The organism is Streptomyces sp. NPDC088197, from assembly GCF_044741185.1.
Taxonomy (GTDB): domain Bacteria; phylum Actinomycetota; class Actinomycetes; order Streptomycetales; family Streptomycetaceae; genus Actinacidiphila.
In genome coordinates this window covers 234,691-247,299 of the sequence record NZ_JBIUSD010000005.1, presented here as the reverse complement: position 1 = coordinate 247,299, position 12,609 = coordinate 234,691, and the positions used below count along the sequence as shown (strand labels likewise).

Below are 12,609 nucleotides of genomic sequence, written 5' to 3'. Positions count from 1 at the left end.
AATCGGCCCGCTGACGGCGGAACGGATCACCCTCCGCAGACCCACCGACGCGACATCCCGCGCGGTGGACGTCGTATCGTCCATATAACGGATGATGTGCGATCAGTGGCCGGCGCCGCCGGAGAGCGAGGGACATGCCGAAAGCAGAACTGCCGATCCTCCAAGAACGCCGGGACGACGAGGCGGTGGCCCGCCCCCGGCGCGGCAGCGCGAAAGGCCGCTGGCTCCGGCGCGGCCGGAACAGCCTCCTGGCCGTCGTCGCGCTGCTCGCGGTCTGCGTCGCGTCCATCTGGCTGGCGGTACGTCTCACCCCGATGCAGTCCGTCACCGCGGCGGGCCAGACCGTCGAAGTGGGCGCCGTCGCGCCCGACCTCAGCCTGTCAGGACCCGGCGAACTCGACCTGTTCGGAGAAGCGCTGGCGACCGAGCCGCACTTCCAGGGACCGATCCGGCCGCGCCTGAAGCTCGCGGACATCAGCATCAACTCGCAGGTCAACCAGATCGTCCGGTCCGACGACCACGACACACTCCAGCTGACCCTCAGCCGGCAGCTGGCCGCCGGGTGGATCCGCTACTGCGTCTGGGAGCTCCTCATCGCGGCCGGCTGCGCGGCCGTCGTCGCGGTGGCCGTGGCCGGAATCCGGCGCGCCCCGCGCCGTACCACGCTGACGATGGTCGGTGTGTGCGTCCTGACCGTGAGCGCCGTCAACGCGCTCGGCGTGTACCTCATGGCGTCCGGCACTCCTCAGGCGCTCCGGCAGGTGCGTACGCTCGACGACCTGGTGGGGCGCGCGCCGACGGAGCCGGTCGCCCCGGCCAAGGGACCGCAGCTGACCGGCGTGCACGCCGTGGTGCTGGGCGACTCCACCGCCGCGGGAATCGGCAACCAGCCGGTCGAGGACCCCAGCGCGCTGGACAAGACCTGCGGGCGCAGTTCCGACGCGTTCGCCGCCGTTCTCGGCCGGGTCAACGACTGGAACGTGCTGAACCTCGCCTGCCAGGGCGCGACCGTGACCGACGGCCTCCTCGGCGTACAGCTCCGCGGCGACCAGGCCGTACCGCCGCAGCTCGCGGTGGCGCAGCGCGCGTCGAGCGCGTCGGTGATCATCGTCAGCGTCGGGGCCAACGACATGAACTGGGCCGTGCTGACGGGCCTGTGCGCCAAAGCGCCCGTCTGCGACGACAAGGCGTCCACGGCGTACTTCAAGGAGCAGCTCTCGACGTTCTCGCAGAACTACCTCGATCTGCTCCAGCAGCTCTCCGACCTCCCTCACCACCCCGACGTGCTCATCAACCAGTACTACGAGCCCTTCGGCGCCGACATCAGGTGCCTCGAAAAGGACGGCCTCACCGAGGCGAAGGTGAAGGTCCTCAAATCCCGCCTGGCCAACCTCAACGCCGTGCTCCAGCAGGGCGCGGACGCCTTCCACTTCGCCACCGCCCAGCCGGACTTCGAAGGCCACCGGCTGTGCAGCGAGCAGCCCTTCGTCCAGAACGCCGCCGACCAGGCTCCGCTGCACCCCACCGCCGCCGGTGAACTGGCCATCGCCCTCGCCGACCAGCAGGCACTCGCCGAGCTCCGCAATACACCGAGCGACGCGCCCACGGACGGCACGTCACCCGGTACCACGGACAGTTCCTCGCCCTCGGCTCCGGTGCGGTGAGGCGATCGGCCGCCGGGCGTCGGGATCGTGGCGGTAGCGGGCGGGGGTCGCTCCGAGGGCGGCGGTGAACGCCTCGATGAAGCTGGTCGGGTTGGCCCATCCGCACGCCGCCGCGGTGTGGGTGACCGTGTGTCCAGCGGCGAGGAGGGTGAGGGCGTGGTGGAGGCGCAGTTGGGTACGCCACTGCCGGAAGCTCATGCCGAGCTCGTCGTGGAAGAGCCGGGTCAGGGTCCGTTGGCCGGCGCCGACCCGCGTGCCGAGTTCGGTCAAGGTGGCGTTGTCGGCGGGGTCGTCGTGCAGGAGGCGGCTGAGCGCGCGGAGCCGGTCGTCACGTGGCTCGGGCAGGTGCAACGGTTCCTCGGAGGCGGGCACGAGCTCGTCGATGACGACGGCGCGCAGCCGGTCGAGGGCCGTCGGTGACCGGGGCGTGTCGGTGTCGTCGGTCAGGGCGAGCAGGACCTCGCGGACCAGGGCCGAGACGGCGAACACCGCGGGGCGGTCCGGGAGGCGGGCGGCGAGGGCGGCCGGGAGGAAGATGACCCGCATGTCGGTGAACCCGTAGGCCCGGTGATGGTGCTCGAAGCCGCCGGGCGTCCAGGCCAGCCGGGTCGCGGGTGCGATCCAGGTGCCTTCCCTGGTCGTGACCGACAGCACACCGGTGGCGGGGTACACGAGATGGCCCTGCCCGTGGCGGTGCGACGGGACACGGTCGCCGTGCAGGAGCGGCAGGCTGCCCATCTCCAGCGCGTTGTCGACGATGTGGCTACTTTCCGGCATCACCTGGCACTATACCGGTGGTAGGTCGGGCGGGGAATGACGATCTTGGACTCATGACCGTTTCCACCACCGGGCAACCCGTCGCCTCACTACGACCGGTGCCCTCTCCGCGCCATCACCATTTCGGCTTCTGGGCCGCGACCTGGGTCTTCCTGGCGGTGCTCGCCTTCTCCACCGCGCCGAGCCCGCTCTACGTGCTCTACGCCGACCGGGATCACTTCTCGTCGCTGATGGTGACGATCGTGTTCGCCGCCTACGCGGTGGGCGTGGTCGCGAGCCTGTCCCTCGCCAGTCACCTCTCCGACGTCCACGGCCGCCGCGTCCACCTGCTCGCCGCCGTGTGCCTGTCGAGCGTCAGCGCGGTGGTGTTCATCTTCTGGCCCGGCCTGGCCGGGCTGTTCGTCGCGCGCGTCCTGACCGGGGTGGCCGTGGGTCTCACCGTCTCCACCGCCACCGCCTACCTCAACGAATTGCACACGGGACACCGCCCCGGGACCGAGACCGTCCGGCGACCCCAACTGGCCGCCGCGGGCGCCAACTTCGGCGGGCTCGGCCTCGGCGGACTGTGCGCGGGCCTGCTGGCCCAGTACGCGCCGCACCCGCTCGTCCTGCCCTACCTGGTGCTGCTCGCCGCTCTGGTCGTCGGGGCGATCGCCCTGATCGCGTCACCCGAGACCCGCCACCGGCCGCGCCCCCTGCCGCCGTACCGCCCCCAGCGGGTCTCGGTCCCGATCCATGCCAGGCCCCGGTACTTCGGGCTGCTGGTCGAGGTGTTCGTGGCCTACGCCGGAGTCGCCATCTTCCTGGGCCTGGCCGGGACGTTCCTGGCCACGGTGATCGGCGACACGTCACTGGCGATGGCGGGGCTGGCGATCTTCATCGCGTGCGCCGTCGGCATCGTGGCCCTGGTCGCCACGGGCACGTGGCCGGTCAGGCGACTGCTCGTCGTCGGCGTCCCGATCGACCTCGCCGGCCTGGCGATGGTCGTCGTGGCGGCCTGGCTGCCCACTCCCAGCCTCGGTCTGTTCCTGGCCGGCGGCGGCGTGATCGGCGCCGGGGCCGCGATCCTGTACAAGGGGACCCTCGGCAGCGTCGTCGCCCTCTCGCCTCCCGACAAGCTCGGCGAGAGCCTTTCCGGGTTCTTCCTCGCCGGCTACGTCGGGCTCTCGCTACCGGCGGTGGCGGGCGGCATCGCGCTCCAATACCTCACCCCTCGGACCACGCTGCTCGTCCTCGGCGCGGCGGCCGGGGCCGGGGTCCTCGCCTCTTCCTGGCTGGTCCTGCGCAAGCGTGCGTAGGCGAGCGCAGGAGCGGGGTTCGGCTGTTCTGCCCCGCAGGGAGCCGCACCGCGCCGCACCGCTGGGGAAGCGGGTCAGCGGCGCGGCGCGCGGGGCTCAGTCGAAGTGGCGGACTTCCGTGCGCGGTTCGGTCCGTGCCTCCGCCGGTGCTTCCACCGGCGGTTCGCTGAGCGCTTCGGCCCGGGCTTTCGTCGCCTTGTGGCGGCGGATCCAGAGGAGTCCCGCGCCTCCGGCGCCCAGGACGAGGGCGGCCCAGGCGACGGTCCACACGGCGGCGCGGGCCGTGGGGTGGGCCGTCAGGAGGGCGATGGTGATTCCCGCGACGTAGACGAGGGCGCCCAGCACGTAAAGGCGCTGGCCCCATCTGCGGGTGCCGCGGTCGGGCTCGGCGGCGGGCGTGAAGGGGGCGGGGGAGAGCGGGGAAGGGCTCGTGTGGTCGGCAGGCTGCGTCATACGGGGGCGTCTACCCGGTGCGGGGAGCGCGACTCCGCGCGGGCGCGGGGTGGCCGAGGGGATGATCAGGATCGCCAGACCCAGCAGAGCGCAGCCCACCGCGCAGTCGAGCCAGTAGTGGTTGGCCGTGCTGACCACCACCAGGAGAGTGATCAGGGGGTGGAGCAACCACAGCCAGCGCGCCCTGGAGCGGTGGGCGGCGATCATGCCGACCGCGATGGCCAGGGCCCAGCCGACGTGCAGGGACGGCATCGCCGCGAACTGGTTGGACATGGAGTGGTTCTGCGGGGTGCCGTGGTAGACGGCGGGACCGTAGCGGGCCGCGGTGTCGACCATGCCCGAGCCGGTGAGCATCCGGGGCGGGGCGAGCGGGTAGAGCAGGTGGCCCACGAGCGCCAGCGCGGTCTGGACGACGATCGCGCGGCGGATCCACACGTAATGCGTCGGGCGGCGCAGGAACATGTAGCCGAGGAAGAGCGCCATCGCCGGGAAGTGCACCGTCGCGTAGAGGTAGTTCGCGGCGTGGATCACCGTTTCCCAGTGCATGGCGGCGCGTTGGACGAGCCGTTCGCTCGGCAGGTGCAGGGCGCGCTCCAGGCCCCACACCGAGTGCGCGTGGGGAAACGCGTCGTCCGTATGGCCGTTGGCGATTTTGCGGCCGTATTTGTAGCCCGCGTACACCGCCGCCAGCAGGGCCGCCTCGGGCAGCGCGCGGGCCAGTCGGCCGGGCCCTGGCCGGTTGACGGTCGCGATCGGCAGAGCGACGTTCCCGAACACGTTCTCCCCTGTCTCCCGGTGGCGACGTCGTACGTGACGCGTACGAGTTCGTCTGCCCTCGGTCGGCGGGTTCAGTGGCACCGGGTGAGGCCGCGGCGCGGCTACGTATCGCGGCCGGGCCGCCGCGCCGGTGCTCTACCAGATCGATGACCTCGACGAGCACGGGGAATACCTGATGGCGCCCTCGCACGCCCTCGCATGCCCTCACCGACCGGATCGGCCTGCCGCTGCTGGACGGTCGGCCGGATCGTCGTCGTAGGTGACCTGTGTGCGCGGTGTCAGGGCTGGTCGGTCGGCGCGGCGGCCTCCAGGTCGGCGACGGTCCCCGACATGATCGTCCGTACCTGCCCGGTGATGTGCCGCACCGGCCAGTCCCACCACGCCACGGCGAGGAGCCGGGCGATGTCGGCGGCGTCGTAGCGGGTGCGGATGAGCCGGGCCGGGTTGCCGCCGACGATGCCGTAGTCGGGGACGTCGCGGGTGACCACGGAGCCGGCGGCGACGATCGCGCCGTGACCGATGCGTACGCCGGGCATCACCGTGGCGCCGTGCCCGAACCACACGTCGTTGCCGACGACCGTGTCGCCCCGGCCGGGCAGGTCGGTGATCAGGTCGAAGTGCTCCGCCCAGGAGCCCCCCATGGTGGGGAACGGGAAGGTGGAAGGGCCGTCCATACGGTGGTTGGCACCGTTCATGATGAACCGGGTGCCCGTCCCCAGCGCGCAGTACTTGCCGATGACGAGCCGCTCGGGACCGTAGTGGTAGAGAACGTTGCGCGTCTCGAACGCGGCCGGGTCGTCCGGATCGTCGTAGTAGGAGAAGTCGCCGACCTCGATCAGCGGCGACTTCACCAACGGCTTGAGCAGCACCACGCGGGGGTGCTCGGGCATCGGATGGAGCACGGTGGGGTCGGCGGGAACGGGCGGCATCGTGGAGGCGGTTCCTCTCCGGCGGTTAGAGCGACGAGTGTCGCGTTAAGATGCTGGCACGGCCCTGCCGCCTGGATCAACCGGATAATGACTGCCGATGACAGACCCGCTGACCACGACATCGGACCGCCGTCCCGGCGGTCGCACCGCCCGCGTCCGCGCCCAGGTTCTCGACGCGGTGCGAGCCGAACTGGCCGAGAGCGGCCACGAAGGACTCACGATCGAGGGCGTCGCGACGCGGGCCGGAGTGCACCGCGCCACGGTCTACCGGCGGTGGCGCGATGTCGGCGGCCTGCTCGTCGACGTCATCGGCGCCGCCGGCGAGATCGACTGGCGGCCGCCGGACACCGGCTCGCTGCTCGGCGATCTGACTGCCCTCAACCAGGAGATCCAGGAGTCCCTGGTCGTACAGCCGTCGTTCGCCGTCGCCCTGATGGCCGCCTCGTTCCACTCCGAACAGGCCGCGCTGGCCCAGCGGCAACTGTGGGCCGACCGGTACGCCCAGTGCGAGATCCTCGTCGAGCGCGCCGTCGAGCGCGGCGAACTCCCCGCCCCGCACACGGACGCGCGGAGCCTGCTGATCGCCGCCACGGCGCCCGTCTACCACGAGCTGGTACTCCTGCGCGCCGACCCGGACCCCCGACTCCCCGAACGCGCCGCGCACACCGCAGCCCTGGCCGCCGCCGCAGGTGCCTTCTCCACCCGCCGAGCCCCGACCGCGCCACCTCACCCGCCCCCCGCCGCCACGCCATGAACCGCGCGGGACCGGCGGCGGGGACCCTTCCGTCCGGCCTTCCGGCCGACGCGCGCAGGAAGTTGCCATCGGGGGCGTCTGGAACCGGGCGGGTGGGCCTTCCCACAATGTCGGTGACGGCCGACGCGCGTTCGGCCGCAGCAGGGGGAAGCCATGAAGCACATGCAGCGTGCCACCGCCCTCGCGGTGGCCGTGGGATCCGCCGCCGTCCTCGCCCTGGCCGCCGTGCCGTCGGCGGATGCCGCGACCGCCGTCAACTGTTCGGGCGGTTCGGTGAGGGCCGCGGGCAACCCCAACAACATCACCTCGCCGCTGACGACCACGACCACAGCCTGCCCCGGCTGGGCGGACTCCGGTCCCACGTACGTCTTCCACCTGGCCAAATTCGTGGAGGAGGTGCTCATTTCCGGGCGCTGGGTGCCCTTCAACGCCTCCAACGTCATCGCGACCTGCTCGCTGGCAGCGGTGTCCGGCACCACGATCACCGCGGGCGGCTGCGCCTACGCCGCCGGCTGACGCAGCGTCATGTCCGGTGCGCGCGGGCGCGGAAGGGTCCGACGCGGCGGAACCGCACGCCCGTCACGCGGATCCGTGATCAGAACCAGGAAGGTCCGGCGTTGACGTAGGGGGCCTCCAGCGCGGCGGCTTCCTCGTCCGACAGGCTCAAGTCGAGCGCGTCCACGGCCTGTTGAAGGTGGTGGGGTTGCGTCGCGCCGACGATGGGCGCGGAGACGAGCGGGTTGCGGAGGACCCAGGCGAGTGCGACGTGGGCCATGGGCACGCCGCGGGATGCGGCGACCTGCTGGACGGCGTCGATGACGGGTCCGTCGTGGGGGCTGTCGAAGGCCCGCACGACGTGGTCGGTACGGGAACGGGCGCTCTGTTCCCCCGCGGGGCGGGCGAGGCGGCCCTTGCCGTTCGGGGAGTAGGGAACGAGCCCCACGCCCATGTCGCCGCACATGGCCATGAGTTCGGGTTCGTCCTGGCGCCGCAGCAGGTTGTACTGGTTCTGCATGGACGCAAAACGGGTCCATCCGCCGAGGTCGGCGGCGTGCTGGAGCTTGGCGAACTGCCAGGCGTACATCGACGACGCGCCGAGGTAGCGGACCTTCCCGGCCTTCACGATGTCGTGCAGCGCCTCCATCGTCTCCTCGACCGGGGTGTAATCGTCGAAGCGGTGGATCTGGTACAGGTCGATGTAGTCGGTGCCCAGCCGGGTCAGGGAGGCGTCGACCCGTTCGAGGACGGCCTTGCGGGACAGGCCCTCGCCGCCGGGACCGTCGTGCATCCTGCCGCGGACCTTGGTGGCGAGCACGATGTCCTCGCGCCGCGCGTACTCGCGGATCGCGCGGCCGGTGATCTCCTCGGACGTGCCCGCCTGGTAGACGTTGGCGGTGTCCCAGAAGGTGATGCCCAGGTCGACGGCCTGCCGGAAGAACGGTCCCGCCTTGTCCTCGGTCAGGGCCCACGGGTGGGCGCCGGGCACGGCCGGGTCGCCGTAGCTCATGCAGCCCAGCGCGAGGCGGCTGACCTTCAGGCCGGTGGCGCCGAGGCGGACGTACTCCATGGTGAGGCTCCCTTTCGTGCTGGACGTCCGTGGACGGATCAGTGCTGCCCGGCGCCGCCGGATTCGGCGTGCTGGTCGATGAGGGCGCCGAGGGCTTCGGGGTCGTTGGCGGTGCGGTCGCGCTGGGCGGAGCCGAAAGGGCCGTAGGGGTACGGGGCCGGGTCCGGGTCGCTCGCGGTGTCCAGCGCGGTGACGGAGTCCGGGTCCAGGCGCAGGTCCGCGGCGGCGAGGTTGCCGGTGAGCTGCCGCACGGTGCGGGCGCCGACGATGGCGGAGGTGACGCCGGGGCGGTTGACGACCCAGCTCAGGGCGGCCTGGGCGGGCGTGACGCCGTTGTCCCGGGCGACCTCGCGCAGCGCGTCCACGGCGTCCCATGTGCGGTCGGAGTGCTCATAGTTGGAGGAGGTGTACTGGTAGAGGGCGTGGTCCTGACCGGCCCTGGTGTCGGCGGCCCGCCGCGCGCCGCGCTCGTACTTTCCGGTGAGGAAGCCGCTCGCGAGAGGGGACCAGGCGAGGATGCCGAGTCCGTTGTACCGGGCGGCGGCGGTCATCTCCCACTCGGTCTGGCGGGTGGCGAGGTTGTACTGGGCCTGGAGGGTCACCGGCACCGGGAGGCCGTGCGCCCGCGCGGTGGAGACCGCGAGCTGGAGCTGCCATCCGGTGAAGTTGGACAGGCCGACGTAGCGGATCTTCCCCGCGCGGACGGCGGAGTCGAGGAAGGCCAGCGTCTCCTCGACCGGTGTCAGGGGGTCCCAGGCGTGGAGCTGGTAGAGGTCGACGGTGTCGACTCCCAGCCTGCGCAGGGACGTGGTGAGCGCCCGGTCCAGGTGGCGGCGCGAGGTTCCGGCCTCGTTGGGGTCGGTGCCGGTGCGCGTGCGGCCCTTGGTGGCGAGGACGACGCGGTCGGTGACCTCGTCCGGGCGGGCGGCGAGCCACCGGCCGACGGTCTCCTCGGACACTCCGCCGTTGTAGACGTCGGCGGTGTCGAGCAGATTGCCCCCGGCGTCGAGGAAGGCGTCCATCTGCGCGAACGCCTCGTCCTCCGGCGTCTGCGGGGTGCCGAAGTTCATCGTGCCGAGGGACAGGTTGGACACCAGCGTTCCGCTGGTGCCGAGACGGCGGTACTCCATGACGTGGGCTCCTTACGTGGCGCGGGGGCGGGCGGCTGCGCGGCGCCGCCGCGTCGGACGGCGGTTGTCAGTGGGTGGTGAAGCCGCCGTCGACGGGCAGAGCGGCACCGATGACGAAGCTGGCGCCGGGGCTGCACAGCCACAGAACGGCTTGCGCGATCTCCTCGGCGCGGCCGAGCCGTCCGATGGGCTGCTGCTTGAGGATCTCGGCCATGGCGTCCGCCTGGCTTTCGAGCATGCCGGAGACCATCGGGGTATCGATGGTGCCGGGGCAGACGGCGTTGATACGGATGCCGCGGGGCGCGTATTCGACGGCGGCGCTCTTGGTGAGGCCGATGACGCCGTGCTTGGAGGCGTGGTACGCGGCGCGCTCGGGCAGGCCCACCAGGCCGCCGAGCGAGGAGCAGTTGACGATCGCGCCGGAGCCCTGGGTGCGCATGTGGCGCAGTTCGTGCTTCTGGGCGGCCCAGACGCCGCGCAGATTGACGGCGTTGACGCGGTCGAAGTTCTCGGCGCTCTCGTCGGCGGCGTCCGTGGGAGGGGCCTGGATGCCGGCGTTGTTGAAGGCCATGTCCAGGCGGCCGTAGGCGTCCACCGCGCGGTCGACAGCGGCGGCGGCCTGGGCCTCGTCGGTGACGTCGCAGACCACGCCGAGGGCTTGGTGACCGGCGTCGGTGAGTTCCTTGGCCGCCTTGTCCACGGCGTCCTTGTCGACGTCGGCCAGGACGACCGCGGCGCCCGACCGGGCGAAGGCGCGGGCGGTGGCCAGGCCCATGCCGGAGGCGGCGCCGGTGACCAGGGCGACCTGCCCCTCGAAGCTGTACCGGGGGTTCACGGGAGGGTTTCCAATCTCCGGGCCGGTGTCATTCGCGGCCCGTATGGCGCGGGGGAGGAGGGCGGTGTGCGGAGCAGGGCCGTCCGGCGCAGGGCGGTCCGGGGGCAGGGCGGCGGGCCGTGGACGCGCCTCGGCGACCGGGCCGGGTACGGGGGGCGCCGTCGGCGAGGGGCACGCGGACGTACGCGGTGACCGTGCGGGCCGTTGGTCAGGAGGTGCGGGCGGGGCGCCGGGGGCCGGTGTACTCGGCGTCGCCGACGTGCTCCAGCCAGTCGACGTCGTCGCCCTCCCACAGCGCGATGTGCGCCATGAAGCGGTCCGGCGCGGCGCCGTGCCAGTGCTCCTCGCCGGCGGGGGTGACGATGACGTCCCCGGGGCGGGCCTCGACGATGTCGCCGCCGCGGGACTGGACCAGGGCGATGCCCTCCACGATCCAGAGGGTCTGGCCCAGGCCGTGCGAGTGCCAGGCGGTACGGGCGCCGGGCGCGAAGCGCACCATGTTCATCCGCACGCGGGACGGGTCCTCGCCGCGGTGGATCACGTCCGCCCACGCGTCTCCGGTGAACATCTCCGGCGGCAGCTTCGCCGTCGCGGGAGGCTGGATGATCTCCATGGTCGTCTCTCCTTGTGTCCGTAAAGCGGCGGCCGACTCACGCGCGGCGGGTGACGGCCGCGCGCGGAGCGAAGCCGGGCCGGGCGGTGTCGGCGAGTGCCTGCCGGGCCCTGCGTCAGGCGGTGTCGGCGAGTGCCTGCCGGGCGGCGGGTCACGCGGTGTCGCGTGTGCCTGGCGGCCCCGCGTCAGGCACCGTCGGCGAATACCTGCCGGGCGACCGTGAGCGCGGACATGGCCTTGGGCCATCCGGCGTAGAACGCCAGGTGCGTGACCGTCGCGATCAGCTCCTTGTCGCTCAGCCCGTTCTCCCTCGCCCTGCCGAGGTGGAACGCGAGCTGCTCGGTGCTGCCGCTGCTGATCAGACTGGCCACGGTCACCAGGCTGCGGTCGCGCGAGGACAGGTCCGGGTCTTCCCACACCTGCCCGAACAGCACGTCCTCGGTGTATCCGGCCAGTGCCGGGGCGATGTCCCCGAACTGCTGACGCGGTCCTCCGGGCTGCTGGTCCTCCGGCATCACGGTCTCCTTCCACGGGGGCCCGGCGCCTTCTCATGCGACGGCGCGGGTGCCCTCTCGAACGACGGCGCGGGCGTCTGTCCGCTTCCATTCCGCCCTGCCCTCACCGGGGGTGCCAGCGGAGCGGCGGACGCCCGTCAACCGGCCTGCCAACGATGAAACGGCAGGTCGCAGGCGTGCGGAAGGATCCGTTGATACGTGTACTGGCAGTACACCCCTCACCGCTCGGGATCGTCGTAGCCTCGAAGGCATGGACAACCGCAGCGAGGTCCGCGAGTTCCTCACCAGCCGCCGCGCCAGGATCACCCCCCAGCAGGCCGGTCTGCCCGCCGCAGGCCACCGCCGGGTCACCGGGCTGCGCCGCGAGGAGGTCGCGTTGCTCGCCGGGGTCAGCGCCGAGTACTACGCCCGCATGGAACGCGGCAACCTCTCCGGCACCTCGGAAGCCGTCCTGGACGCCCTCGCCCGCGCCCTCCAACTGGACGAGTCCGAGCGTGCCCACCTCATGGATCTGGCCCGTACCGCCAGCTCCACCCGGCGCCCCGCACGCCGCCGGACCGCACAGCCCGTCCGGCCCGGTCTGCGGCAACTGCTGGACGCGATGACCGACGCACCCGCGTTCATCCGCAACGGCCGCCTCGACATGCTCGCCACCAACCGCCTCGGCAAAGCCCTGTACTGGCCCCTGTTCCAGGACCCCGCCCGCCCGGTCAACATGGCCCGCTACCAGTTCCTCAATCCGGGCGCCGACCAGTACATGACCGAACTCGACACGCAGCGCGTCTCCGCCGCGGCCCTGCTCCGCACCGAAGCGGGAAGGGACCCCTACAACCGCGAACTGAGCGACCTGATCGGCGAGTTGTCCACCCGCAGCGAGGCATTCCGTACGCTGTGGGCCGCGCACAACGTCCGCCTGCACCACACCGGCGTCAAACGCTTCCACCACCCCGTCGTCGGCGACCTCGACCTCGCCTTCGAGGCCCTGCCCGTCCCCACGGACCCCGGCCTCACCCTCACCGCGCTCAGCGCCGAGCCGGGCAGCCCCGCCCACGACGCGCTGAAACTGCTCGCCACCTGGTTCGCCACCCTCGAACCCACCGGACCCGACCCTCGGCCCTCCGTCGGCGCCGAGCACCATTCCCCCGGCGGCGCGGAGCATGGCGGCCACCTGCACCAGTGAGCCCCGGCGCCACCTGACACCGGCCGACGACCCGGCCCGGCGCCCCCGCTCATGAACGCATGATGACGTCCGCGATGGCAGGCTGGCGGGCGTGGCCGTGCCCACAAGGCCGCCGCC

At 72.1% G+C, this 12,609-nt stretch carries 13 protein-coding genes; 5 read left to right on the top strand and 8 right to left on the bottom strand.

Annotated features, from left to right (window positions below; translation table 11 throughout):
* The first annotated feature begins 134 nt into the window (after positions 1-134).
* A complete protein-coding gene (locus ACIOC1_RS15485) occupies positions 135-1,664 on the top strand; it encodes a GDSL-type esterase/lipase family protein (protein WP_401854593.1) in 1,530 nt (509 codons plus the stop codon).
* Here the strand turns inward: ACIOC1_RS15485 and ACIOC1_RS15480 are convergent.
* A complete protein-coding gene (locus tag ACIOC1_RS15480; protein ID WP_391048064.1) occupies positions 1,617-2,441 on the bottom strand; it encodes a helix-turn-helix domain-containing protein in 825 nt (274 codons plus the stop codon). The two genes, ACIOC1_RS15485 and ACIOC1_RS15480, sit on opposite strands and share 48 nt — an antisense overlap.
* Before the next feature lie 53 nt (positions 2,442-2,494).
* On the opposite strand from ACIOC1_RS15480, the gene ACIOC1_RS15475 reads away from it, so the two are divergent.
* The gene (locus tag ACIOC1_RS15475; protein ID WP_401307732.1) at positions 2,495-3,739 is read left to right on the top strand and encodes an MFS transporter; all 1,245 of its coding nucleotides are present in this window, start codon (positions 2,495-2,497) and stop codon (positions 3,737-3,739) included.
* Positions 3,740-3,835: 96 nt separating this feature from the next.
* Here ACIOC1_RS15475 and ACIOC1_RS15470 read toward each other — a convergent pair whose 3' ends face one another.
* Together ACIOC1_RS15470 and ACIOC1_RS15465 are read right to left on the bottom strand one after the other, a co-directional pair.
* Positions 3,836-4,969: a phosphatase PAP2 family protein gene (locus ACIOC1_RS15470; protein ID WP_355335228.1), complete on the bottom strand. Its 1,134-nt coding sequence runs from the start codon at positions 4,967-4,969 to the stop codon at positions 3,836-3,838.
* Positions 4,970-5,247: 278 nt separating this feature from the next.
* Entirely contained in the window at positions 5,248-5,898 is a 651-nt protein-coding gene (locus ACIOC1_RS15465; RefSeq protein ID WP_401854589.1) for a CatB-related O-acetyltransferase, read from the bottom strand.
* Positions 5,899-5,995: 97 nt separating this feature from the next.
* Between ACIOC1_RS15465 and ACIOC1_RS15460 the strand changes: the two genes are divergently transcribed.
* Both ACIOC1_RS15460 and ACIOC1_RS15455 read left to right on the top strand, forming a co-directional pair.
* On the top strand, positions 5,996-6,652 hold the full coding sequence (locus ACIOC1_RS15460; RefSeq protein ID WP_401854588.1) for a TetR/AcrR family transcriptional regulator: 657 nt from the start codon (positions 5,996-5,998) through the stop codon (positions 6,650-6,652).
* Positions 6,653-6,805: 153 nt separating this feature from the next.
* Positions 6,806-7,168 (top strand): hypothetical protein, encoded by a 363-nt coding sequence (locus ACIOC1_RS15455; protein ID WP_391048055.1) that lies wholly within the window; start codon positions 6,806-6,808, stop codon positions 7,166-7,168.
* Positions 7,169-7,247: 79 nt separating this feature from the next.
* On the opposite strand, the gene ACIOC1_RS15450 is transcribed toward ACIOC1_RS15455, so the two are convergent.
* From ACIOC1_RS15450 to ACIOC1_RS15430, 5 genes are all read right to left on the bottom strand, one after another.
* Positions 7,248-8,219: an aldo/keto reductase gene (locus ACIOC1_RS15450; RefSeq protein ID WP_401854586.1), complete on the bottom strand. Its 972-nt coding sequence runs from the start codon at positions 8,217-8,219 to the stop codon at positions 7,248-7,250.
* 38 nt (positions 8,220-8,257) lie between these two features.
* Positions 8,258-9,349 (bottom strand): aldo/keto reductase, encoded by a 1,092-nt coding sequence (locus ACIOC1_RS15445; protein ID WP_401854583.1) that lies wholly within the window; start codon positions 9,347-9,349, stop codon positions 8,258-8,260.
* 67 nt (positions 9,350-9,416) lie between these two features.
* Positions 9,417-10,184 (bottom strand): glucose 1-dehydrogenase, encoded by a 768-nt coding sequence (locus ACIOC1_RS15440; RefSeq protein ID WP_391162780.1) that lies wholly within the window; start codon positions 10,182-10,184, stop codon positions 9,417-9,419.
* A gap of 208 nt (positions 10,185-10,392) precedes the next feature.
* The gene (locus tag ACIOC1_RS15435; RefSeq protein ID WP_355335212.1) at positions 10,393-10,797 is read right to left on the bottom strand and encodes a cupin domain-containing protein; all 405 of its coding nucleotides are present in this window, start codon (positions 10,795-10,797) and stop codon (positions 10,393-10,395) included.
* A gap of 185 nt (positions 10,798-10,982) precedes the next feature.
* Entirely contained in the window at positions 10,983-11,312 is a 330-nt protein-coding gene (locus ACIOC1_RS15430; RefSeq protein WP_401854580.1) for a carboxymuconolactone decarboxylase family protein, read from the bottom strand.
* Between the two features lie 250 nt (positions 11,313-11,562).
* Between ACIOC1_RS15430 and ACIOC1_RS15425 the strand changes: the two genes are divergently transcribed.
* A complete protein-coding gene (locus tag ACIOC1_RS15425) occupies positions 11,563-12,492 on the top strand; it encodes a helix-turn-helix transcriptional regulator (RefSeq protein WP_401854578.1) in 930 nt (309 codons plus the stop codon).
* The last annotated feature ends 117 nt before the right edge of the window (positions 12,493-12,609 follow it).

Bases quoted from the DNA above. Each gene is read 5' to 3' on its own strand.
- ACIOC1_RS15485 (WP_401854593.1), top strand. From the start codon at position 135: ATGCCGAAAGCAGAACTGCCGATCCTCCAAGAACGCCGGGACGACGAG.
- ACIOC1_RS15480 (WP_391048064.1), bottom strand. From the start codon at position 2,441: ATGCCGGAAAGTAGCCACATCGTCGACAACGCGCTGGAGATGGGCAGC.
- ACIOC1_RS15475 (WP_401307732.1), top strand. From the start codon at position 2,495: ATGACCGTTTCCACCACCGGGCAACCCGTCGCCTCACTACGACCGGTG.
- ACIOC1_RS15465 (WP_401854589.1), bottom strand. From the start codon at position 5,898: ATGCCGCCCGTTCCCGCCGACCCCACCGTGCTCCATCCGATGCCCGAG.
- ACIOC1_RS15460 (WP_401854588.1), top strand. From the start codon at position 5,996: ATGACAGACCCGCTGACCACGACATCGGACCGCCGTCCCGGCGGTCGC.
- ACIOC1_RS15455 (WP_391048055.1), top strand. From the start codon at position 6,806: ATGAAGCACATGCAGCGTGCCACCGCCCTCGCGGTGGCCGTGGGATCC.
- ACIOC1_RS15450 (WP_401854586.1), bottom strand. From the start codon at position 8,219: ATGGAGTACGTCCGCCTCGGCGCCACCGGCCTGAAGGTCAGCCGCCTC.
- ACIOC1_RS15445 (WP_401854583.1), bottom strand. From the start codon at position 9,349: ATGGAGTACCGCCGTCTCGGCACCAGCGGAACGCTGGTGTCCAACCTG.
- ACIOC1_RS15435 (WP_355335212.1), bottom strand. From the start codon at position 10,797: ATGGAGATCATCCAGCCTCCCGCGACGGCGAAGCTGCCGCCGGAGATG.
- ACIOC1_RS15430 (WP_401854580.1), bottom strand. From the start codon at position 11,312: ATGCCGGAGGACCAGCAGCCCGGAGGACCGCGTCAGCAGTTCGGGGAC.
- ACIOC1_RS15425 (WP_401854578.1), top strand. From the start codon at position 11,563: ATGGACAACCGCAGCGAGGTCCGCGAGTTCCTCACCAGCCGCCGCGCC.